Below are 24,780 nucleotides of genomic sequence, written 5' to 3'. Positions count from 1 at the left end.
ATAAATGCGCATTTCAACTAATCAGTTATTTGATTTAAGTGTAAAAGGCGTTTTAGACAATCAAAGTAAGCTGTCTCACGTTCAGCAGCAATTGTCGTCCGGTAAAAAGTTGTTACGCCCATCTGATGATCCCGTGGGGGCATCGCAAGTTATACGCCTGACAGAAGAACTGAATCAAATTGCCCAGTATCAGGCCAATAACAACCTGCTTAAAAATTCGCTGGAGCAGGAAGAAGTGGTCATGGAAAATATGAAAAATGCCTTGAATCGTGCCCGGCAACTAGCTGTAGAAGCGGGAAATGGTATATTTGCTGAAGTGGATAAAGCGGCAATTGGCATTGAGATAGAACAAATACGCGGGGAAGCGTTTGATCTGATGAACTCGCGTAATGCGGAAGGGGAATATATTTTTGCCGGGTATCAGTCGCACAGTCCTGCCTTTGAATTTAACCCAAGTTCCCCGGGCAATAAGTATAATTTTGTCGGTGACGACGGCCAGAATGAAATACAGATTTCCCCCACGGTAAGAGTAAAAAATGGCGATTCTGGCAAATATGTATTTGAAGATGTACCAGCCAGACTTAAAACCAGTATTACTGGTAGTTCAGTGCCCGCAACCTTAAAAATATCTCAGCAGGATTCCCATGACTTTTTCCACGAAAACAATTACGACAGGTTAACGCCGGCGAATAATAATTACCAAATTCAGGTGATTGCCCCGGGCGATCAGGCAACCGTAACTCAGGTTAATACAGGTACCGTAGTGGGAACCTACAGTTACAATGCAGACCAACCGTTTGTCTTTAAGGGCATGGAGTTTAATTTTCAGGGAGGTGCGGGAGATACTGTGGACTTTACCCTGCAAACACCCGAGAAAAAGAACATTGCCGAAACACTTAATGATTTTGCCATTGCATTAAATGACGAAAATATTTCTGATGCGGATTTTGCCGAAGCACTGGCTGATGCACTGGTGGGCATCGATAACGCATCCAAACGGCTGGCGGATGCAAATTCTGCGGTGGGCGGACGATTAAACGTGGCTGAGTCGGTTTTTGCTTCTAATCTGGACCTGGAAATCACTAATAAACTGGCCAGAAGTTCCATTGATGAAGTGGATTATGCTGAAGCGGTAACTGAGCTAAGCAAGCAGGAAAATGCGCTGCAGGCAGCCCAGTCAACGTTTTCACGGGTAACACAACTTAGTTTGTTTGATTATCTGTAGTGTGTAACTGGCGCTTTATAAAGGTAGATGGCGCATTTCCCGTATTGATGCATGGAATAATAGCTGACATACAGTTGCTCTTGGTGGATTAGCATACCCGGGTAACTACAGTCACCTCGTGACGGCAAAATCTCTTTTAATGTTAACTTTCCTGTTATTAAGTTTATGCCAATCAGGGCTGTTTTGGGCCCTTGTTGCTGCCATATGCGCCCCGCAATAATTGCATGAGTATTATCCCATATTAGCATCTGTGGTGAGCCAATATAGGCGCGTAAATCCCGCCATTGCCACTTTTTATACGGATAGTGAGATTTGCCCAGTTGCGCACTGGCAGTGTCGGCATCCCGCCGAACAATGGCATACGCGCAGCCTTCTGCACTAAAAGCTATAGCAGATTCGTTTGGATATCCCAGACCATGTCGTTCCAGACTCATCGCCTCAGGTGTTATTTCTTCAAAGGTGCGTAGTGGATTACCCGCATATAAATTGAGGGTTTGCGAACGTCTGTGGTAGGCAAAACCATATGCCTGATGGTTAAACCAGCTTAGTCGCCACAACCAGTGATTAGGTTTAGCCAGTGCTTTAGGGGCTGAAAAGCTTTTGCCATCATTGCTAAACCAGACATATGCCTGAGACCCCTGATGTATACCATCATGATAAAACCGTGCATATGCCAGTAAAATAAGCTTGCCGTTGTTATCGACAGATAATTTGGGATCCCGCAGATCACACTTTGCCATACGTACGATGGTACTGGATGTAACTTGTCCTTGTGTATTTAGCGTTAGTATTTTTATTACCCCATCGGGGCTGATGTGGTCAGTTGCGGCTCTGAAGCAACAAAATAACTGATTTTTGTACAGACACAGATCGGTAAATGCGCTGTGAGCGGCTTGTTCATCAATACATTTAAGAAATTTTTTTGTCATATAAAAAGTTTTTTCAACTGCGACTCAAACCATTGAATATCAAACGATCATGAATTGCAAAGGCGGCAAATTCTTTCCGCTTTTTCCTCAAGCGGCAAAATAATTACTAAAGGACTTCTGCATAGGGTCGATAAGCTAAATCGAGAGAGCCAGTAACATTCATTTCATAAGTAAAGTGAATGTACTTAAAAGTGTTATTAAACCTTTGATCACACCGATCAATGCCAGTGAATGCTGGACTGAGAGTGTAGGAGAAAACCCATGACAATGTTCGTCAATACTAACGTTTCAGCATTAAATGCTCAGCGTCAATTATTTAACTCATCCAATGCCTTAAGTACATCGTTTGAACGTTTGTCTTCAGGTTTTCGTATCAACCGTGCTGCTGATGATGCTGCAGGTCTGCAAATTACTGACCGTATGACCTCCCAGATTATGGGTTTGGATCAGGCTGTTCGTAATGCAAACGATGCGATTTCACTGGCGCAAACGGCTGAAGGATCAATGGGTGAGATCACCGATTCTTTACAACGTATTCGTCAGTTAGCAGTTCAGTCACAGAATGGTATTAATACCTCTGCTGACCGTGTTGCTCTGCAAAAAGAAGTGTCAGCGCTTAAAACTGAAATCAGCCGTATCGGCACCGATTCTCAGTTTGGAGGCCTGGATATCCTGACTGGTAGTTTTTCAGCTGCATTCCTGGTTGGAGCTAACGCAGGTCAGACAATTTCAATAAATCTGTCTCGTTCAGGTGGCTTTGGTGCTTCCGGTCTGGGAGTCGGTCAGTTGACAGTTGCAACTGAAGCGGGTGCTTCTGCAGCATTAGCCAGTGTTGATGCTGCCTTATCAACCATTGGGGCTGCCCGTGCTGATTTGGGTGCATTACAAAACCGCTTCCAGTCAACTATTCGTAACTTAAGCAACATTAGTGAAAACATGTCGGCTGCACGTTCACGCATCCGTGACACTGATTTTGCCACTGAAACCGCTGAGTTAACCCGTAATCAGATTATTCAGCAATCCAGTATCACAGTGCTGAGCCAGGCAAATCAACGTCCTCAGGCTGCATTACAACTTCTGGGTTAATCAGTCAAAACGATTCCCGTTTGACACTTAACGCCAGGAGGGAGTGAGGTTAACAGGCCAGACGGATATCAGTTCTGCTCATTTTCTCCTAACGGTGAGCATCCAGCCGGAGTGTAATACTCCGGCTTTTTCATTTCTATAACTTATTGAAAAATAAGCGATTTAAAAAATAGTTTATTTTTTTTCTAAAGTAATTTTCCAATTCATACGATAAGTTCAGCAAAGGCACTCGGTAACTAATAAAAATAATAACCAAATAGCCTTGTAATCAGACCACAACTAATAAAAGCAATAAATGTGGCTGATACCGTTAAAACTGCAATAAAAATAATAATAAGTTTGACGGGTAAACAAAAAAGTTAGGAGAAAAAAATGAGCTTGTACGTCAACACAAATGTGTCGTCGTTAAATGCCCGACGCCAGCTGTTTACCTCGAGTAACAATCTGAACACGGCATTTGAACGTTTGTCATCAGGCTTTCGTATTAACAGTGCGAAGGATGATGCGGCCGGTTTACAAATATCTGACCGGATGACATCGCAAATATTAGGTCTGGATCAGGCTGTTAGAAATGCAAATGATGGTATTTCTCTGGCTCAAACCGCAGAAGGTGCAATGCAGGAAATTACCACGGCTCTGCAACGGATCCGGGTACTGGCAATACAGGCTCAAAATGGGATTAATGCTTCTTCTGACAGACTGGCATTGCAAAAAGAAGTGTCAGCGCTGAAACAGGAAATCAGCCGGATTGCCCAGACAACGCAATTTGGAAGTGTGAATATTCTGGATGGTGTGTACTCGTCAGCGTTTTTGGTAGGGGCGAATGCAGGCCAGACCATAAGTGTCAATATTTCCAGAACCGGCGGGTTTGGCGCTTCAGGATTATTTAACGGCCAGTATTTGACCGTCGAAACTGAACGCGGTGCTTCTGCAGCCTTAGGTGCAGTCGTCCGGGCCATCTCTATAATTGATGGTGTTCGGGCAGATTTAGGTGCGATTCAAAATCGTTTCCAATCAACCATTAGAAATTTAAGCAATATTTCTGAAAATATGTCAGCGGCAAGATCACGCATACGTGACACTGATTTTGCCCAGGAAACGGCAGAACTGACCCGTTGGCAAATTATTCAGCAAGCCAGTATTACGGTGCTGGGGCAGGCGAATCAAAGACCACAGGCGGCTTTGCAGTTACTGGGTGGTTAACAACGCGTTTGATACCGTGAAATGTGGGGACAAGCCACGGTTATCAGAATAACGCAAAAGACAGAGAATTTATCGGGGTAAGTATAGTTGTAGGTAGCACTGTGCTTAATCTGTAAAAGTGGGACATACCTTTCGTATCTCTTCCACCAAAAAAGAATTCAATACTATGTATTGATAGGGCCGGAGTGTGTCTGGCTGACAGTAAAGAAGGCCGGGTTGCAATTTGTTGGGGACAAGCGGCAACCGGCCTGACAGAGAATTTACCGGGACAAAGTTGCAAAGGATCGCTGTGCCCAATCTGCAAAAAGTGAGGTTTTGTAGATTGAGGCGCCGACTGACAGGGTTAACGCCAGGAGGTAGTGAGAGGTTTGAGGTAAGGCCATCAACCCTGACAGTCGACATGAGCATAGAGCCCATTTTTTAGCATAGCTTTTGCAGGCGTTCGCCCAGCAAAAACACAAGTCAGAAAACTGACTGGCATATAAAGTAAAGCACGTAATGTGCCAATATTTTGGATTGTTATAGAAAACCACGAGAAACGCAGGCGCGACAATAAAAATAATAGCCAGTGCGTTATCAGGTTAGGAGAAATATTATGAGTTTATATGTCAATACCAATGTGTCGTCACTTAATGCCAGGAGACAACTTTTCAACTCCAGCAATGCACTAAGTACGTCGTTTGAACGATTGTCATCGGGCTTCCGCATCAACGGGGCTAAAGATGATGCTGCGGGTTTGCAAATTTCTGACCGTATGACTTCCCAGATTATGGGATTGGATCAGGCGGTACGAAACGCAAATGATGGTATCTCACTGGCGCAAACGGCTGAAGGCGCAATGTCCGAGATTACGACCGCTTTGCAGCGTATCCGTACGCTTGCCATCCAGTCACAAAACGGGATTAATAGTTCGTCGGACCGATTGGCGCTGCAAAAAGAAGTATCTGCGCTCAAACAGGAAATTAGCCGGATTGCTACTACCACCCAGTTTGGAGGCGTGAATATACTGGATGGTGTTTATTCTGCGGCCTTCCTGGTCGGAGCCAATGCCGGTCAGAAAATCAGCGTCAATATATCGCGTCCGGGGGGATATGGTGCATCGGGTTTGTTTAATGGTGTGAATCTTTCGGTGGCAACGCCGGATGCTGCATCACGGGCGATGGCCGCCGTTAGTCAGGCAATTTCTACGATAGGTGGAACCCGGGCTGATTTGGGTGCGATTCAAAACCGCTTCCAATCGACAATTCGTAACCTGAGCAACATTTCAGAGAATATGTCGGCCGCACGTTCACGTATTCGCGATACTGATTTTGCCGCAGAAACAGCTGAATTAACCCGTAATCAGATTATTCAGCAAGCCAGCACAACGGTACTGTCGCAAGCGAACCAACGTCCGCAAGCTGCGTTATCCCTGTTGCAGTAAAACAGAGTACTGAGAGTAGGAACTGAGAGGCCACTCTGAAGAAAACGCCGACTAACAGGACTGAGAGTGTAGAAGTGGTTGAGAGGCCAGTTTGCAATCCCAAACCCTGTAGTCGGACAGAAAACGAATTTGCTCGATCTCCTAACTTGAGCAAGTTGGTTGGGTCAACTGACCCAACCTTTTTTATTCTTTACTTAATTTTTGACGTTGCTCATTGTCTGGTTCTTATAAAGCACAAGTTGTGCCAATTTAATTAAAATACAAGGCAATAAGTTATCATTAATGCGAATTTTAAGTATTAAACTGGGGAAAATAGACGGTCATACAGAGTTTTGTCGAAATCACATTAATGTCTACACTATTGATTTCAGCGTTTTGTGTCTAAATGGACATCCCAGTTAGATTTTGTTGTGTGAATAGGTTTAAGTTCTTTTGTGCAGGCAATTCATTGCCTTATAAAAAGCCCGACATTGCCGGGCTTTGTTGTGTTTTAGGGTAAAGCAAATTGTGAGCACCAATGATTAAACTCACTGTTTTTCATGCTCTTTCCCGCAATACTCAGTTTTTTAAGTGCAACTAAATTCGCGCCTATAAAACGCATATACTCTGGTAATGCGGTTTTTAGACTTTCGAGAACAGCTTCCGCAGATGTTATTTCAACCGATAAATTTTGCAATTCAAGTGTTTGGGTTTTGCGTTCAAGTTTGGCATCTAAACGTCCGGCAAAGCGTTGCCCTAGTAACAGGGGTAAACAAAAATATCCATACTGACGCTTGTTGGCTGGCACGTAACATTCAATCTGATAGTCGAAATTGAAAAGCTGTTTGACACGTTCACGTTGAATAACCAGATTATCGAAAGGTGATAAAATATGTAACTGCTGTTGGTTAATGCGTTTATTTGATAAAGACTCAATCCGGGGCAGGGCAAAGTAAGTCACATCAGCAACATGTACTTTTATGAGCTCTCCGCTTGCGAGCATTTCATTGCAATGTTGGGTAACTTTTTTTAAATAGCCTTTACGTAAATAACTGATTTGCTTTGCAGTACCAATGCCGTGAGCATGCAGGTAACGAGTAATCAAATGTCGGCAGAATTCTGTGTCTGTTGGTAAACTGGTATCGATACTTGATGGGAGAACTCGTTCTGTCAGGTCGTACACTTTCTGAAAGTTTTGACGGTGGGAAACCATCAGTTTTCCCTCCATATACAGTTGCTCGAGAGCCTTTTTAGCGGGTTTCCAATCCCACCACCCCGCTTTGTCTGACCGTTTATGCTCAAAATCTTTTGCTTGTAAAGGACCTTCCTGTTCTATTCGCTTTAGGATTTGGCTATTTAATTCAGGGTTTCGTTCAAACCAGTGTTTTTCGCCTGATGCAATGGCTGCTTTACGTGGCAGACTATAACGATAATCCTGCATGGGTAAATAAGCCGCAGCGTGTGACCAATATTCAAAAATATGTTTTTGTTTGATTAATTTATCCAGAAATGCAGGTGTATAGTGTGGCTGCCGGGACCACAACGTGTGGTGATGCGCCCGTTCCACTACCGAGATACTATCGATCTGCACGTAGCTCATTTTTTTTATATTTTGCAATGTGGCAGTTGTATTTTTGTTGTTTGATTTCTTCTGCCCAAGCCCCTGACTTAAAAGTACTATTCGTTGAGCCTGACTTTTTGACAGAGTGAGGGGAGTGTCTGACATGTTGGTTCTTATACCTGCTTGCTTTTTGTTAATCCGGCGTACTATAAAAGCTCAAACTAACTCTGGTAAAGTGCAGAGTAAATGATTATTTTGGATTTATTATAATGCGTATCAGTTGCTTACTTTTCTCTGGCCTGATTGCTCACCTGTTTGTATTTTCTGCATCCTCTGATGCACAAACTTTTACTGTTGATCAAGTTTACACTGTCGCGTCAGCCGCACAGAAATACGCTAAACAATACCCTGCGTTGCGCATTGCCAATATTGACAGCGCTCATATCAACATCCGTTTTTCACGCATGTACAAAATGGTCGGCAAGCGTGAACTGACGCTTGATCTTTTTACACCTAAACAAATTAAACCGGCTGTGACTATTGCACTGATCCACGGTGGAGGATGGCGTTCCGGCAATAAATCACACATGTACGCATTAGCATCTCGTTTAGCTGAACGAGGCTATGCGGTCGCGGCAATTGAATACCGGCTGTCACCGGAAGCATTGTTTCCGGCTGGAATAGTGGATATTAACGATGCAATTGTGTGGCTCAAGCAGCATGCTGTGAACTTAAAAATATCGCCCAGTATTATTATTGCCGGCGGTTCGTCAGGCGGGCATATGGCTGCACTTATTGCCAACAGTAAGAATGTAAAGGCGTTTAAATCCGGGCTTAATCAGGATGCAGATAGCAGTGTAATTGGGGTTGTCGATATGGATGGTATTATTGATCTAACTTCAGATGCGGGACTTAAATATGAAGATAAAGACGGCGATAAACACAGTGCGATGGCACGCTGGATTGGTAATGATTTTTCCAGTGCAAAAGAACTGTGGCAGCTTGCATCACCTGCGGGGTACATAAATGCAGACTCTCCCGCCATGTTGTTTATTGCGTCTGGCCATGAGCGGTTTTCGCTGGGGGCAAAAAAAGCGATCAGCATGATTCAACAAAATGGGCGGCCTGCAAGATTAGTGTCGATGCATAATGCGCCACATACTTTTTGGTTATTTCACCCATGGATAGACAGGGTTGTTGAAGAGATTGACCGCTTTGCTCAATTGCTGGAATAGCCAAATACACCCTTAGTCTTTAGCTCTGGATGACAGCCACTTTTCAATGTCAGGCCAGCTAAGAGGTTTGCTAATATGGTATCCTTGCGCGATATCGCACTGCATATTGCCCAATGCATTTAGTGTATTGTTATCTTCGACACCTTCAGCCACCACTTTTAAACTAAGGTTATGCCCCAGATTAATTGTTGAGCGAACAATAATGATGTCCTGCTCGTTACTGAGCATTTCGCCAACAAAATCACGGTCGATTTTCAGTGTGTCGATGGGTAACTGACGTAAGTAGGATAAGGATGAATAGCCGGTACCAAAATCATCAATCGACAGGCTGATCCCTAATTGTGATAATTGATTAAGTAATTCAATTGCCTTATCCGGATCCTGCATTAATGCCGTTTCAGTCAACTCCAGCTCGAGCATACCAGCTGGTGTCTGGTATTTTTCCAGCATTTGTTTGAGGCTGACAATACAACGGTCATCAATTAAGTTACGTGCCGATAAATTAACCGCGACACTAAAATGATAACCCTGCTGCCGCCATTGCTGTTGTTGTGCCAGTGCCATATCCAGCACTTTTTCTGTCAGGTGGTGGATAGCATCACTCACTTCTGCCAGAGGAATAAATTTATCCGGATATAGTAGTCCGGAAAAAGGGTGCTCCCAACGAACCAGTGCTTCAAATCCAATGATTTTATTGGTACTTAATTGTACTTTCGGCTGAAAATGTAATACCAATTGATCATCACGAATCGCGGTACCCAGTTCAGCCATGAGGGCCAGACGCTCCGGGGTATGAATGTCGCTCTCACGCTGGTAAATCATTACTCCGCCGCCACGGCGCTTGGCTTCATACATCGCCACATCAGCAGAGCGCAGCAAAGCATGGCTGTCCTTACCATCTGTCGGGTAAAAGGCCACACCGATACTGGCGTCTATTTCCAGTAACATCGAATCAACATTTATAGGCTGACGTAACTGCCGCAGAATACAATCGGCAATATCCAGTACCTGATTGCGGGCCAGTTTGCCGTATATCAGCACTGAAAACTCGTCTCCACCTAAGCGGCAAATAAGTGTCTTATAGTTGGTTGTGCACTGACTAATGCGCGGACTGATTTGTTGTAATACCAAATCACCAACATAGTGCCCCAGTGTATCGTTTATATCTTTAAAACGATCAAGGTCAATTAACATCAATACTGCCGGCATGCCCGGACCGTATGCAATATTGTTTTCAAATTCCTGATGCAGCACCGCACGGTTAGGGAGGCCTGTAAGTGTATCGTGATGCGCCATAAACTCTAGCTTTCTGACATTTTGTGCATTAGCCAGCGCCAAAGATACGTTTTGTCCTAATGTTTCGTACGTTTCTGTTTCACTGTCAGTGAACTCTTTTTTGCTCTCAAATAACAAACACAAAGTGCCCAACGCCTGTCCCTGATACATCAGTGGAATAAAAACACCCGCGTTAATACCTAAAGGCCCAACCAAGGGTTTGAGTTTTTCGTAGGCAGCGGGGTCGGTCGCCAGATTGTTGGTAATAACAGGGCTACCGCGCTTAATTGACAGGGCATTCAGGCTGTTTTCCAGTGGTATACGTGCTCCCACTTTGCGCAATTCGCCATTAAAACCATGAGACTTTACAAGGTTAAGATACTGCTTGGTTCCATCAAGTAAATACATCGCAATATGCGGTGTCTGGGTCAACTGCAACAACACCTCAAATGTATCATCGATGATAGTATTTTCATCAATGCAACCGTGTAACTGGTTAGAGAGTTTATTTAACAGCGTTAAATTACGATTGCGCTCCATGATTTCAGTTTTGGAGTGCTCCAGTTGAGTCTCTGCTGCTTTTCGATCACTGATATCACGCACTACCGCATGCATCACCTGACGGTCATCCAGCTGTAATAACGACATGGTGACTTCTGCATCAAAAGGCGTGCGGTCGTAACGCAGGTGTTGCCATTCAAAAACCTGGGTTTTTCCCTGCATCACCAGATTGATTTTGCGTTGTGCAACGGTTTTGGACAGCTGTCCGTCGGGCTGATATTTGGGTGAAAAAAACGTAGTACTTTGAGCCAGTAATTGTTCTTTCGAGCAATCAAACATGGTGAGTACGGTTTGATTGCAATCAACGATATCGTTACCGGAAAATATAAAAATGCCATCATTGGCGTGATCAAACGCCAGTTGTAAATTATGTTTTTCCTGATGAAGTGCATCAATATACATGCGGTATGCGGTGCATTGGGTAATATTAAGTAACGCCGCGGAATAATCCTGTGCAACGGTTTGATTAAACTCCAGACACATTACACCCAGCAGTTGGTTTTGATAGTAAAGGGGGCAATGAATGGAGGTATAACAGGTTGGGGAAGACGTTATGTTAGTTAAGTTCGGCTGGGTTGAGGGAGAATCGAGAAAGAGCACATCCTGTTTATCTAACGCTGCAAAGTATCCTGGGTGTCGCAATCGGCATATCGGTTTATCATGTATGGCATCATTATTGTTGAGAGCGTAAAACTGCTTTAATTGCTGCTCCTGATGATGATATTGCCACAACTTTACGTTGGGCAATTTTCCGGTAATAAGCTCTAGCTGTTGCGAAATCTGAGTGCAGACACTCGACCACGGCGCATCCCACCATTGGAATGGAAAATCCGGTTGCCGTAAAAAACTATCGGCCACTGATACCGTCGATAATGATTTTTGATACATACTTTTATAATTGTTATTGGAGTCTTCGCTCTTTAAGCTGGCGTTCAGTCTACGGGCGCTGAAGAAACAGAGCAATACCCTGAATAAAACTTTTTCATCATGAATTCTGGTTTTTAACTAACTGCTTATTTTTATTGCAAATTTACGCAAAGCATGACGTTTGAATAGAGGATTAATTGATATAATATTGTGAACTTATGATGTGAACCTATGTTGTTAAACAACAAAAACACTATTTAAGCTTTAATTAACCGAATCAACAGATATCTGATACTTCAGAAAATAATTCAGGATATTTTCCTATGGCACTGGCTGAAACCATGGCACAAACACTTAAATTGCAGGCAATAAAATCAGACCGTTTGTATATGAAAGTCGCTGAACAATTGCGCAGTCTGGTGGACAAGGGGCAAATAAAGCCCGGTGAACGGTTTCCTTCGGAGCGTGAATTAGCTGATAAGTTAGGGGTGAGCAGGCCCACTATCCGTGAAGCCATGATTGCACTGGAGTTATCCGGCGTTATTGAGATCCGTACCGGTTCAGGCATCTATGTCACCCAGCAAAAACAACCGGTAGAGCGTGAGCTAAGTGATAAGGGCATCGGATTGTTTGAAATAATGGAAATTCGCTACATTATCGAAGCTGAAGCCTGTGCACTGGCGGCAAGCCGTATCACCGATGAGCAGCTTACGCGTTTACGTGAAGCTGTCAGAGCGATGGAAGAAGAAGAAAAACAGCCTAATGCGTCTGAAAAAGCGGATTGTGCGTTTCATATGATTATTGCCGAAGCGGCGCAGAATAGCGCGATTCTGGAGGTGGTTAAATGGTTGTGGGAACTACGAAATCAATCTGAGCTGAGTACACGTTTTTTAGCCAGAATCCGTCAGGAAGGGGTGCACCCGTCGATTGCGGAACATCGGAAGATCTTACAGGCGCTGGAACAGCGAAATCCTGAAAAAGCGCGAATTGCGATGAAAATGCACATAGAAAATGCGACTGATAATGCAGCGATGCATTTTGAGCGATAAAAAAAGCAGCCCCGAGGGAGGGCTGCTTCCGGCTTTTTGATTTCAGCGTAAAATCAAAAAAGTTACTTTATAAACCTTGTCACCGTGTGAATAACACCACGTAATTCAGCTAATCCTTTTAAACGTCCTATATAAGAATATCCTGGTTTTACGTCTGGCAGATCCAGTTCATCCTCAAGTAAATGACCGTGGTCAGGTCGCATGGGAATTAACGGTAAATTATCTGTACTCTGCATTCGCCGTTTTTCTTCTGATAGTAAGGCTTCAACCAGCCCGACCATATCGTTATCTCCATCCAGATGATCAGATTCGTAAAATGAACCATCTTCTTCACGGATAACATTACGTAAATGTACAAAATGAATTTGCGGACCAAATTCCCGGGCCATTTCGACAAGATTATTGTCACAACGTGCGCCGTAAGAGCCAGCACAAAGAGTTAAGCCATTCGCTTTGGATGGCGCGGCCTGTAGTAATGCTCTGGCATCATCAGCGGTAGATACTACACGTGGTAATCCAAATAATGAGAAGGGAGGATCATCCGGGTGAATACACATTAGGGCGCCAGCTTGTTCGGCAACCGGAATGATTTCCTGCAGAAATAAAAATAAATTCTGGCGAAATCCTTCCGTCCCCAATGCAATAAATTGTTCGATAGTGCTGCGAATTGAGTCCCGGGTATAAGAGCCTTCACCACCGGGCAAACCGGCAATAATGTTTTTTTCCAACAGCACTTTTTCCTGCTCGGACATGTTGGCGAATCGGCTTTCCGCTTTTTTTATAACTGCGTCAGCATAGCTTTGTCTGGCACCGTCACGATTGAGCATGAAAATGTCATAGGCGGCAAAGTCAGTCATTTCAAAACGAAGAGCATGACTTTTGTTGGGTAACTGGTACATCAGATTGGTGCGTGTCCAGTCCACTACGGGCATAAAGTTGTAGCAGATGGTATAGACACCGCAGGCTGCGGCGTTAACAATCGATTGTTTGTAGTTTTCAATATACTGACGGTAGCGACCTGTGCGGGTTTTAATGTCGTTATGTACTGGAATGCTTTCAATAACCGTCCACTCAAGCCCGGCATCTTCGATCAGTTTTTTACGCTCAGCAATGGCATCAACCGGCCATACGTCTCCGGTTTTTATTTCGTGAAGGGAACTGACTATGCCAGTTGCGCCAGCCTGAGCTATTTTACCCAGACTAATTGAATCGCTGGGACCAAACCATCTCCAGGTTTCAATCATGTTGCTTACTCCTGTATAAATTGCCGTGCAATTTATAGTGTTGGCTCCCTGTCACACAACAGGGAGCAGTTAATGCCAGATCCTGGTTTAAAACTGATATTTCAGTCCCAGGAAATAACGGGCGCCGGAATACTCAATTCGGTTATAGGCTTCATGCGCTACCCGTTGTTCAACGTAGGGTTCGTTGGTCAGATTTAATATCTGTAATTTGGCCTTGAGGTGCTTGTTGATTTTGTAACCCAGCGACAAATCATATGAGCCAGTATCATCTACAAAGCGGTTTGTTTGCGCCAGGTTGGGGCCAAAGGGTTTGTAATACTCGGATCTGAATTTATAAGACAGACGTGCAGAGTAGGTTTCATCTTCCCAGTACAGCTGGGTATTGAAGGTGTGTTTAGATAGTCCGGCAATATTGGCTGGCGCAATTGTAGCAAGCACATCGTCGGTTATATTTGAGCCTGCCTCCGGGGTTTCAAATGAGCTGTCTGCATAGTTATAGTTCATTGCGATACCCATGCCATTGAAAGGCTCGGGCAACCATTTAAATGAATGTAAAACGGTTAACTCGAGTCCTTTAATTGACGAGCTGTCATCTTTAATAGTGACCAGACCATTAACTTCTACATTATAGGTTTGTCCATCTACCACCACATCTTCAAAACTGCTCTGTTCCTCAAAAGCCGCGTTAAAGCGTTTATAATAAACCGCCGCTGACAGCATGGTGTCATCGTCGTAATAATAACTGAGTGAAGCATCAAGGTTATCTGACTCCAGCGCTTCCAGATAAGGATTACCCAGTGCAGATACATTGTTTTTCAGTGCATCTTCTACTGTGGTGAATTCTTCATCTGCGTTTACCTGACCAATACTGCGAGCAGCACCAAAAAACCACATGTCTGGGCGTGAAATTGCAGAATATCCAGCTAAACGCAGCATTAGATCATCCTGTAATTCAAAGGTCAGATTCACACTGGGCAGTAAGTTCCTGTATGTATTTTTGTAAGTATTAAATTCGAGAACATCATCATTGTTGTGAAAAATGACAAAACCATTATCGTCATATTCAACACTGTAAGAGGAGCGCACTCCTGACGAAGTCACTTTGGTCTCTACCTGTCTGATACCTATATTGCCGTCCACAGGGATAGAGCCTAATTGGGTATAGAAACTGGCCATGGCATAAATTGATGTTACATCCTCAATTAAATCCACGTCGCTGGAACTTGGCGCTTTAGGATCCGGTGATAATACTGTTCCATTGGTTAGCGTATCGTAGGCACATTGAGTGTTAAAAGTGGCCCAGCTAGCAATAGGGCTATTGGCATCATCACCATAATCACTTTGTGGAAACGCCATTGCACAGTTATCAATTGTATTTTGAAGCATTTGAGCTCTGTCTGCCGAGGCGGTAGATAGGGTTTCTGAATCTTCTGCATAATTTAGATGTTTGTGTGTTGAGCTTGCAAGCCCGGTACTGAATTTAGTAAAAAAGCCTCTGTCAAAAACATAATCAGCATCCAGCTTATAACTATTTATACGGTCTGAAATATCAAAACGATAACTCCTCGCCTGACTATCTGCAGAAAAGTAGTGTAAATCCTGTACTTCACTTACCCAGTCTATGGCGGATGACTCTGGTTCATCTAAATCGGTGTAGACTGAGGTAACCTGTGGATATTTTTTACCATTACTATTGTTAAAGTCGAAGTATGTTCGATTACCACGATAACGCGCATAGGTTCGGGTTTGATAGCGATAGGTATCTGAATAAGCTGCGTCTGCAGTTAAGGTTAAGTTGGGTGTTACCACCCACTCAATGTTGGCACCAATTCCTTTATATTCCTCGTCGCGCACCCTGTATTCGCCATAAGAACTGATGCGGGATTCACCCGTGTATGACATCAGAGCATGTTCTTCGTTAGTGCTCCAGTTTGTAATGCGTCTGCGACCGTCATCCCATAATAAGTCATGACGATCTTCCCAGTAATTACGCTCTGACCACTGTCCATCAATATTAATGTCGACTTTGTCGCTGGGTTTCCACTGTACGGCGACAATAACGGCGTCACGTTTTTCTTTGGATTCCATCTGACGATAATAAAAAGAGTTCGGAATAAAAAAGTAATCGCCATTAACGGCATTGCCACCGTGAGCTGCAGCATTTGAATCGGAATAATTACAGTTACTGCCGCCATCAAGCTGATAATCTGAATTACAGTTGCGTAGCGTTGAACTGGTATTATAACTTTCTTCAGGAGATGAGGTACGTGCTCCGGCATAACCAATGGCGTAACCAAACTTACCGTACTGTGTGTCCATATTATCAGTAAATGAAAACGACTCACGATGACCTACACCGTTGTCATCAGAAAATTTAGCCTGATAAGGATTGTAGTTACCTTTTAACTCTGCCTGAAAACGGGTTTTTCCATAGTCCACCGGTTTGATGGTTTGCAAATCAATTAAGCCGGAAACTCCGCCTTCAAGTAGTTTTGCCGTTTGTGCTTTGTATACCACTACACCATTGACCAGCTCAGATGGAAACTGGCTAAAGGCTACAGAGCGATTGCCGCTTCCCGAGGATATTGCGCGGCCATTAACGGTAGAAAATCCAAGAAAAGGACCTAAACCACGGATCGAGATTTCGCTGGCATTGCCCTTAAAGCGATCACCGCTTACACCTGTAATACGTTCCAGCGTTTCGGCTACAGATAAATCGGGCAGGGCACCTATATCAGCCGACGATAATGCATCAACGATGGTTGTTGAGCCCCGTTTGACCGCCATGGCGCTGCGGTAGGTTTCGGCGATACCACTCACCTGGATGACTTCAACATCTTTGGCTTGTTGCGGCTGTTTTTCTGTATAAGACGACTGTTGCTGAGCCGCAGCAGTGTGACTGAATAAAATGGCTTTAATGGCTACAGCTAACAGTGTGTTTCTAAGTTTTCCTGCTGAACCTTGTGTGTTTACTTGAATTGTCATGGCACGGTTCTCCACTTGTTGCCTGATATGATTTGTTGTTTTTTTGTTAATAGCAAAACGCATGGGCAGTCTATGTAATGTTTAATTTCTGTCAAGTGGTAAGGCCAATTAATTTTAACTAAATATTTACAATTGTCAATCCTGTTAGATCAATACAGTTGACGCAGTTTAAGTTCGATTGGATGATTTAAACGGGCTGTTATGTTTTGCACAATTTGTTCAAATATGAATATTTTGTCGGCGCCCATCGGCTGTTGTTGCCAGTTGGCAATGAAGTAATATTGTATTGGTTTTTGTGTGTCGTTAACTGCCACACCGTAACTATCTTGTTGCTGCAATATTTTGGAATACAGAATACAAGGGTAAAAGATCGCCATACCAAGATTGTCGTCCGCCAGACTTTGTTTGCCCCAGGTTGCGCTGTAGCACCAGTTTGCCTGTCTGTCTTTACTTGAAAATCTGGTGACCTGATGATCGACTTGTACCAGCGCCCATTGGGGGATCTTTGGGGTGGCTAGTGCGGTAACCTGCATCAGGCCGGGACCCGGATAAATACGATAGCGACTGGTAAGCTGGGTATTGATATCCGCAACCTGCCAGTCTATATGATGTAAAATGGCCTCTGAAAATACCGGACCATTGTTCAGGTTTAGCTCAGCCTTACTAAATTCATTTATACCGATAATTTTGTTGTTATTAAATGCCGCCACCGCTGCTAATCCCGGCGTTGAAGCAACTTTTAATACATCCATTCCCCAGCTATTTTTATGATGGTAATTGTCTCCATCCAGACCAATATTCCTCAGCATTAATCGGTTTTGACGTTTGCCAAAAATATCAATCGCGCTACGGTGATCAAAATAAAAGCGGTAGGCTATTTGTTCAGATTCAAATCCAATCCCTTCATATTTAAAGAAACGATTACCTACTTCGTGGTCATTTGGCAGAGTAAAAGAATTTAACTGAAGATAATGTCCCTGTTGGTAGCGTCCTTTGTTATTTAAGCTTCCTCCAATCCGCACCGCTATTTCTGTATAGGTGCTGCCTGCCTGATTCTGTAGCACTGTTTTATTGGATAACAAATGAAGTACAAGGTTAAAGTGTTGCTCAGCACTGAAATCAAGCACGAGTAACAAACTATCCGCATGACCATCTAAATCATCATCACTTAGTTGTGAGGGAATCACATTCTGATCTTTCATTGCAACAAATTGCAGCGTGGAATCGGGCTCAATATTAAGGTCATGTAGATTGATTCTGATGAGTTGTTGTTTCCGAACTAGCCCCAGCGTATTGACGACATTAAGCTGCCAGCTATGGCGAACAGTGTCCTTTATATTGAAAGTATCTGTTTGATTAGATGCGATCGCTGCAGGATGCTTGATGATGAAAAACATGCTGATTAAAAACAGCACGTGAATTTTAGCAGGCATAGTGAACCTCCAGTTTGTTATTCAGATGTTAATTTGTATGGACTTCGAATTTTGTGCAGTATAAGATGAAAAAATTGGTAAGGCCACATTACCTAGTGTGAGATGTTAACAAACAGGTGAGAACGTCATGAAATTTGCAAATTATTTACCTTTAGTTGCGTTGCTGGCGGGTAGCGGAAGTCAGGTTAAAGCGCATCAACTGGTTGATTACAAGCCACCAGGAACCCAAACAATTTCCATGTCATCACAATTATCAGTTGATGCGATACGTCAGGTCGGTGACCAGGTCGCTGACTGGCAACTGGCGCAATTTGATATCCGTAGTGGCCAAATGCGTTTTGAGGACAGGGTGAGTGGTCTTGCAAGTGGCTGGATGTACGCCACATTTGATATTGGTTTACTGCGATATGCCCGGCAAACGCAACATTTACCTTACATACATGCGCTAGCAAATATTGCCAAACTCAATAACTGGGAAATTGGGCCGCGCGTTTATCACGCTGATGATCAGGCCATGGGTGATGTTTATCTGAGTTTGTTTGAGACAGGTAACACGTATGCCAGCATTGATGATGTGCAGTCTAAACTTAGCCAGGTTGTGGGGAACCCTAGTGATCGTTCTTTGGATTTTAGAACCAAACAACGTGAAGTGATTGAAACCCCACTACGGACTTTTAAAGATCCATATTGCACCATTCGTTGGTGCTGGGCCGATGCCATCTTTATGGCACCCCCTGTTTTTGCGCATCTGGCCAAAGTAACCGGGGATAAAGCTTATCTGGATTTTATGCATCAGGAGTTTAAAGCTACGACTGACTATTTGTTCGATAGCGACTACCAACTTTACCTGCGGGATAGCCGTTATTTCGATCGAAAGGATGAAAAGGGCAGACCTATATTCTGGGGGCGTGGCAATGGCTGGACGCTGGCCGGGATAGTGCGCACGCTGGAGTATCTGCCAAAAGATTTTCAGCATCGCAATTATTATCTGAAATTGTTTAAGGCGCTTTCTGCCAGTGTTATTAAATATCAGAATGAGGACGGTAGCTGGCCGTCATCATTACTGGAGCATAAAGATAATGCCAGACCTGAATCGAGTGCAACAGGCTTATTGGTGTTTGCTTTAGCTGCAGGTGTCAATAATGGCTGGTTGGATAAGCAAACATACACGCCAGTGATCAGAAACGGATGGCAATCACTGGTATCAGCAGTACATCCTGATGGCAAAGTTGGTTATGTACAACAGGTGGCTTTTGCTCCGGGTAGTGCTACTGCTGACGATACACAATTATATGGAAGCGGAGCGGTATTACTGGCTGCAGCCGAGTTATTAAGAATGCTGGCGTCGACCCATGATTAGGGTGTTAAACATGTGCTGGCTGTCGGTGCTTTGTTTGTCATCGTGTCATAATAGTTTGCGAACTGAAGATTTGCCTGCGACAGACTGGTTAGGTGCTAATGTTGCAGCAAATCAGGAGCGGTTTAATTCTGATGTGGTTGTCCAAGCTGTCGCACAATTGCAGCAGCAGGCAGAAAAAATACTGCGAAAACCGGTTCTGACTGTAGTCTCGAAAAAGCAGTTACCAGCTAGCGGTAATGCGCATGATTATTTCAGTGTTGGACCATACTGGTGGCCCAATCCTGAAACGGTAAATGGTTTGCCCTGGGTGCGTCGTGATGGTCAGGTTAATCCTGCATTTCGGCGTAATGACAGCGACAATATGCGGATGGGCCAGATGGTGACACGCATACATACACTAATGCTGGCAAATTATTACAAACCCGATCGCAGAAAAATTGCTAAAGCCGCTGAACTCTTGCGTGTGTGGTTTATTGCTCCAGAAACACGTATGACTCCTCATATGGATTTTGCTCAGAGCATTCCCGGGCGCACCACTGGTCGTGGTATTGGCATTATTGATGCCAGAGTACTGGTGTACTTGCTCGATGTTATGCCTCAACTTCAGACGTCCCTGACCAGCGAAGAATTCAGTACGTTTAAAACCTGGCTGAAGGATTTTTATCATTGGTTGCAAACCAGTAATAACGGTATTAAAGAGCGTATGATGCATAATAATCATGGTAATTTTTATGATTTAATTAGTGCATCGATTGCTTTTTATTTAAAAGATCAGGCAGGGTTACAGCAGATATTTACGCGTAGCCTGCAGCGCGTTGAACAGCAAATTTTGGTTGATGGCAGTCAGCCGCATGAACTTATACGCACCCGCCCATTTCATTACAGTGCATTTAATTTACACGCTTTATTTGGAATTGCCCGATTTGCAGAACTTAGTGGTGTCGATTTATGGCAGCGTAAAAATCCCGATGCGCCGCTGCTTCGTGCCTACACTCTGTTGTTAAACAGTTATACAGATAACCAACGCTGGAAGGGTAGTGAAGAAGCTAACATCCCGTTTCATGCTCTGGTGCCCTTGGCACTGCAGGTGAAAAGAGTGTATCAGCGAGATGATTTTTTTCTGAAAATCAAGACATTACCGGCAGTGGAACGTCAACGTACACAGAGTTTGTTGGGGCGTTGTGCATTGATATTTGATGTCACTGCGATAACCACTGTCAGCGAAATTGAATCCTTTTGTAATTACTAAATCTGAGAGTTGACCCTATGAATTATCCGCCATCCCTCAAGTCATTGATAAATAACGCAGTCGCGATAATGTTATTCGTCGCAGCAATGGGCTCGCAGGCCGCAACCACGACTGAACGCCTTAATTTGGATACAAATTGGCAGTATCTGCAACAGGACTGGATGTCCGCAGAGAAAGCATTGCAACAACAGCAGTGGCAACACATTTCACTGCCACATACATGGAACGCAACCGATACAGTAGATGCCGAGCCAGGTTATCGTCGCAGTGGTAGCTGGTACCAAAAGACGCTCAACATCATGCCCAAGAGGGGGGAGCGTCAATTATTGTATTTTGAAGGCGCTAATTTTGAAACAGATGTATACGTAAATGGTATCAAAATAGGTCGTCATGTTGGTGGTTATGTTGGTTTTCGCTTCGACATCACTGAGCAAGTTAAAAAAGGCGATAATCAGATTTTGGTGCGAGTATCTAATGCGTTTAATCGCAACCTGATCCCATCACAAAAATCAGACTTTTTTTTATACGGGGGGATCACCCGTGATGTATGGCTGGAAACCGTGCCGGCTGATGCTATCAGTCATGTGCAAATCAGCACCCCAAAAGTTTCAGATAAAACTGCAAGCACGCAAGTATCACTGGAACTGACACAACACAATGGCCAAGGGGAACAGGTCAGTGCGGAGATTGTAGATCCACAGGGGCGTTCAGTTGCAAAAGCCACGCAGGCACTGGGCGCAAATAAACAAACTGTATTAATAAAATTGCCAAACGTGCAGGTGCCACAGTTGTGGTCACCGGATTCTCCCTCTTTGTATCAAATGCGTATCGCACTTATCGATGCTAACGGTAAACTTTTGCACCTTACTACCGAGCGTTTTGGTTATCGCTGGTTTGAAATGCGTCCGCACAAAGGTTTTTTTATAAACGGCAAACGGTTATTGCTGCGCGGTACTCATCGTCATGAGGAACATGCCGGTGTGGGCGCTGCGGTAAGCAACGAGCAACATCGTGCCGACATGCAGATGATAAAGGGCATGGGGGCTAACTTTGTGCGTCTGGGGCACTATCCGCAGGATCCGGAAATCTATAAAGCCGCCGATGAACTCGGCTTGATTATTTGGGACGAGCTGCCTTGGTGTCGTGGCGGTAAAGGTGGGGCTGAGTGGGAAGCCAATACTGAGCGCCTGTTACGTGAACAAATCCGCCAAAACTACAACCATGCCAGTATTGCATTTTGGTCACTGGGTAACGAAATGTACTGGGAGGAAGATTTTGTCGGCGGTGGAGCTGATGATGTGGTTACCCCTTATTTGCAACATTTGAATGATGTGACTAAATCGCTGGATAAAAGTCGTTTAACCTCCATTCGTAAATTTTATCCGGGCGATAAAATTGTTGATGCGTTTTCGCCGTCAATCTGGGCTGGTTGGTATGGAGGGGCTTACAGCCAGTATGCTAAATCAATTCACAAGTCGATGCAGAAATATCCGAATTTCATTCATATGGAATATGGCGGTTCCAGCCATGTTGGCCGCCATACCGAAACCCCCATCAGTGCTACCGGCATTCGCGGTGCACAGGTATCGGTTTCTGAGGCGATGAATCAGGCTGTGGTTAAAAGTGTGGCCAAAGATTCCGACTGGAACGAAAACTATATTGTGGATCTGTTCGACTGGCATCTGAATGTGTCAGAAAGCACCCCCGACTTCGCTGGCAATGCCCAGTGGGCATTTAAGGATTTTGGCACGCCGCTGCGTCCGGAAAATCCCATTCCGTACATGAATCAGAAAGGCCTGGTGGACAGAGCCGGCAATCCTAAAGATGCCTATTATGTGTTTAAAAGCTACTGGGCAAAAGACCCGTTTTGCTATATCGAGTCCCACAGCTGGACGCACCGTGAAGGACCAAAAGAAGGACGCGAGGTTACCGTGTATTGTAATACCGAAGCGGCCGAACTTAGCCTTGATGGCAAATCACTGGGCAAAAAAGATAAACAACAAGGCGTTGTGCCTGCCGGTGGTTTAGTGTGGAAAGTACCGTTTAAGAGTGGAGTGAACCAGTTAAGTGTAGTGGGCTACCGTGATAATAAAGCCGTGGCCAAAGACAACATGGCAGTGCACTACCTGATTGGCGAACATGGTAAGCAGGATCACATTAACCTGAGTGCCGATAAGCTGGCCAACGGTAACTGGCTGATTCGGGCAGAAGCACTGGATAAAGAGGGAAACCGGGTATTGGATTACAATGAAAGAGCCTATTTCTCCAATATGACCAGTCATGGCCATTTGCTGGAAAATTACGGTACACCACACAGAAGTAGCATTCTCGAAATGGCCAGTGGTCAGGTAGCTATTGAGTTTGTGGCGGGCGAGCAGCCATCAGTTATTGAGTTTCGTACTCAGAACGTTAAAGGCCTGTATATCAAGATCGATCCCAGGCTGGGTGTGGTGGCGTTATGAAATGCCTGTTGTCGGTTTTAGCTTTAACAGTACTATTTGTGGGCTGCGCTCCCGCCGCTGAATTGTTGCAGGATAAATCGATTTTTTTGCCCGATTACTCTTATGCAGGTTATGCCAATGGTGAACGTCAGCCTGGTACCGAGGGTTATCAGGTGCTTGATGTTGAGCAATTTGGTGTTCACGCTAATGATAGTCTGGATGACAGTAAAGCTCTGATTGCTTTGTTGAAACAGGTGAATGGTTTGCAAGGCGGGATTATTCTGCAGTTTGCACCAGGGCGATATATTCTCAGTGATATTATTTATCTTGAGCGCAGCCAGCTTGTGTTACGCGGCAGTGGTAGTGGCGCAGGTGGCACAGAGTTTTACTTTCCCAGACCGCTGAATTATGTGCCGAACCCGCCTGAGCTGGCCGAGCTTCGTGATTACCTGATCAAGCTTGATAAGGTTCAGCGAGAGAAGCCAAATAATATAGCAATACCTTTTACTCAGTGGGCCTGGTCTGGTGGTTTTTTTTGGAGTCGCATAAAAGGCCAACGGGTTAAACAGTATCTTGATAGTTATGACACCGAGCCCAGTATACTTGCCAAGGGGCAAAGCGGTGAGCAGGGAAAACTAACGCTGCAAGTGGATGACGCTGATAAGTTTAAAATTGGTGATGTTATTGAAATTAGCTGGTTTAATACTGAGGGTAAAGACGGTGCGTTTTTAACTGAGCTGTATGGTAAATATGCCACCGAAGATCGGGTTAAAATAGGGTCTCATCACTGGCAACAACCAAAATTGGCGCTGGCGCGTCAGCAGGTTGAGGTACGTGCAGTAAATGGCAAAAACGTACATATAAGTAGTCCGTTGTTGCACAATGTTAAACCTGAATTCGGTGTTACTCTAACGCCATGGCAGCATTTATCTGAAGTAGGATTGGAGCATTTTGCCATTCGTTTCCCGTATGCCGAGCCGGTTGCGCACCATGTTGAGCAGGGCTTTAACGGTATTTATCTGACTCGCGTCTACAACAGTTGGGTACAGGATGTGGTTATTGATAATGCAGATAGTGGCATTCTTACTGAAGAAATCGCCAATGTCAGTATTCGTCATATTAATACATCAGGCGAAAAACTCGCTCATTATTCGGTACAAATGGGCGGTGTGCACAATGTTCTGGTGAATGACTTAACTGTTGATAATCCTGTTCGTCATCCATTAAGTTTTAATACATTCTCGACAAAAAGTGTCTATTCCCATTGCAAGGTAAATACTGAACCGCTTCTCGATCAACATAGCGGTGTGAATCAGCAGAACTTGTTCGATGATATTAAGGTCAGGGTCACAATCAGCGATGACAAACGCCGCTATGATTTATTTAAAGGTGGTGGGGCTGGTTATTGGAAACCATCACACGCTCAGTACAACAGTTTCTGGAATATTCAGGTAGAATTTACAAATGGCTTTAATAGTAATAAGCCGGTGGAGCTGGGGGGAATGAAAGACGGAGTAGGGGCTCGATTAATTGGTGTACATGGTAATTTGCCCGTTAAAGTTAACTATGCACCCGATGCGTATATTGAGCAGACTAATACTAAGCCTGAGCAAATTTCACTTTATGACTATCAGTTAAAAATGCGGTTAAAGCAGGATTAAGTCGCTATTCATTC

The 24,780-nt window shown here is 44.2% G+C and carries 16 protein-coding genes; 10 read left to right on the top strand and 6 right to left on the bottom strand.

Annotated elements, in window-relative coordinates; translation table 11 throughout:
- Nucleotides 1-4 precede the first annotated feature (4 nt).
- Complete coding sequence (flgL, locus tag H8B19_RS12905) at nt 5-1,225, top strand: flagellar hook-associated protein FlgL (RefSeq protein WP_186507307.1); 1,221 nt, start codon at nt 5-7, stop codon at nt 1,223-1,225.
- Here flgL and H8B19_RS12900 read toward each other — a convergent pair.
- On the bottom strand, nt 1,216-2,154 hold the full coding sequence (locus H8B19_RS12900; RefSeq protein WP_186507306.1) for a hypothetical protein: 939 nt from the start codon (nt 2,152-2,154) through the stop codon (nt 1,216-1,218). The two genes, flgL and H8B19_RS12900, sit on opposite strands and share 10 nt — an antisense overlap.
- Before the next feature lie 261 nt (nt 2,155-2,415).
- On the opposite strand from H8B19_RS12900, the gene H8B19_RS12895 reads away from it, so the two are divergent.
- The 3 genes from H8B19_RS12895 to H8B19_RS12885 all read left to right on the top strand — a co-directional run bounded on the left by H8B19_RS12895 (nt 2,416) and on the right by H8B19_RS12885 (nt 5,866).
- The gene (locus H8B19_RS12895; RefSeq protein ID WP_186507305.1) at nt 2,416-3,240 is read left to right on the top strand and encodes a flagellin N-terminal helical domain-containing protein; all 825 of its coding nucleotides are present in this window, start codon (nt 2,416-2,418) and stop codon (nt 3,238-3,240) included.
- Nucleotides 3,241-3,612: 372 nt separating this feature from the next.
- Entirely contained in the window at nt 3,613-4,443 is an 831-nt protein-coding gene (locus tag H8B19_RS12890) for a flagellin N-terminal helical domain-containing protein (protein WP_186507304.1), read from the top strand.
- Between the two features lie 595 nt (nt 4,444-5,038).
- On the top strand, nt 5,039-5,866 hold the full coding sequence (locus H8B19_RS12885) for a flagellin N-terminal helical domain-containing protein (protein WP_186507303.1): 828 nt from the start codon (nt 5,039-5,041) through the stop codon (nt 5,864-5,866).
- Between the two features lie 490 nt (nt 5,867-6,356).
- On the opposite strand, the gene H8B19_RS12880 is transcribed toward H8B19_RS12885, so the two are convergent.
- On the bottom strand, nt 6,357-7,571 hold the full coding sequence (locus tag H8B19_RS12880; RefSeq protein ID WP_186507302.1) for a winged helix-turn-helix domain-containing protein: 1,215 nt from the start codon (nt 7,569-7,571) through the stop codon (nt 6,357-6,359).
- Between the two features lie 104 nt (nt 7,572-7,675).
- Here H8B19_RS12880 and H8B19_RS12875 point away from each other — a divergent pair, with 104 nt between their 5' ends.
- Nucleotides 7,676-8,641 carry an alpha/beta hydrolase gene (locus H8B19_RS12875; protein WP_186507301.1) on the top strand — a complete coding sequence of 322 codons (966 nt, stop codon included), beginning with the start codon at nt 7,676-7,678 and terminating at the stop codon, nt 8,639-8,641.
- Between the two features lie 12 nt (nt 8,642-8,653).
- Here the strand turns inward: H8B19_RS12875 and H8B19_RS12870 are convergent, their stop codons facing one another.
- Complete coding sequence (locus tag H8B19_RS12870) at nt 8,654-11,365, bottom strand: EAL domain-containing protein (protein WP_186507300.1); 2,712 nt, start codon at nt 11,363-11,365, stop codon at nt 8,654-8,656.
- A 302-nt stretch (nt 11,366-11,667) separates the two neighbouring features.
- Between H8B19_RS12870 and H8B19_RS12865 the strand changes: the two genes are divergently transcribed.
- Nucleotides 11,668-12,393, top strand: coding sequence for a FadR/GntR family transcriptional regulator (locus tag H8B19_RS12865; RefSeq protein WP_241737607.1), 726 nt, complete (start codon nt 11,668-11,670; stop codon nt 12,391-12,393).
- Between the two features lie 62 nt (nt 12,394-12,455).
- Here the strand turns inward: H8B19_RS12865 and uxuA are convergent, their stop codons facing one another.
- From uxuA to H8B19_RS12850, 3 genes are all read right to left on the bottom strand, one after another.
- Complete coding sequence (gene uxuA, locus H8B19_RS12860; RefSeq protein ID WP_186507299.1) at nt 12,456-13,637, bottom strand: mannonate dehydratase; 1,182 nt, start codon at nt 13,635-13,637, stop codon at nt 12,456-12,458.
- Between the two features lie 87 nt (nt 13,638-13,724).
- Nucleotides 13,725-16,622, bottom strand: a complete 2,898-nt coding sequence (locus tag H8B19_RS12855; protein ID WP_186507298.1) for a TonB-dependent receptor — start codon at nt 16,620-16,622, stop codon at nt 13,725-13,727.
- Between the two features lie 149 nt (nt 16,623-16,771).
- Nucleotides 16,772-18,055, bottom strand: coding sequence for a DUF4861 family protein (locus H8B19_RS12850; RefSeq protein ID WP_186507297.1), 1,284 nt, complete (start codon nt 18,053-18,055; stop codon nt 16,772-16,774).
- Between the two features lie 127 nt (nt 18,056-18,182).
- Between H8B19_RS12850 and H8B19_RS12845 the strand changes: the two genes are divergently transcribed.
- The 4 genes from H8B19_RS12845 (at nt 18,183) to H8B19_RS12830 (ending at nt 24,766) form a co-directional block, all read left to right on the top strand.
- The gene (locus H8B19_RS12845; protein ID WP_186507296.1) at nt 18,183-19,415 is read left to right on the top strand and encodes a glycoside hydrolase family 88/105 protein; all 1,233 of its coding nucleotides are present in this window, start codon (nt 18,183-18,185) and stop codon (nt 19,413-19,415) included.
- Nucleotides 19,416-19,425: 10 nt separating this feature from the next.
- Nucleotides 19,426-20,664: an alginate lyase family protein gene (locus H8B19_RS12840; RefSeq protein ID WP_186507295.1), complete on the top strand. Its 1,239-nt coding sequence runs from the start codon at nt 19,426-19,428 to the stop codon at nt 20,662-20,664.
- A gap of 68 nt (nt 20,665-20,732) precedes the next feature.
- Nucleotides 20,733-23,126 carry a glycoside hydrolase family 2 protein gene (locus H8B19_RS12835; RefSeq protein WP_241737606.1) on the top strand — a complete coding sequence of 798 codons (2,394 nt, stop codon included), beginning with the start codon at nt 20,733-20,735 and terminating at the stop codon, nt 23,124-23,126.
- Nucleotides 23,123-24,766, top strand: a complete 1,644-nt coding sequence (locus tag H8B19_RS12830) for a hypothetical protein (protein WP_186507293.1) — start codon at nt 23,123-23,125, stop codon at nt 24,764-24,766. The genes H8B19_RS12835 and H8B19_RS12830 overlap by 4 nt, the downstream gene beginning before the upstream one ends.
- The last annotated feature ends 14 nt before the right edge of the window (nt 24,767-24,780 follow it).

It is taken from the genome of Neptunicella marina (genome assembly GCF_014270035.1).
GTDB classification, from domain to species: domain Bacteria; phylum Pseudomonadota; class Gammaproteobacteria; order Enterobacterales; family Alteromonadaceae; genus Neptunicella; species Neptunicella marina.
This window is presented reverse-complemented; position numbering and strand designations above follow the sequence as displayed.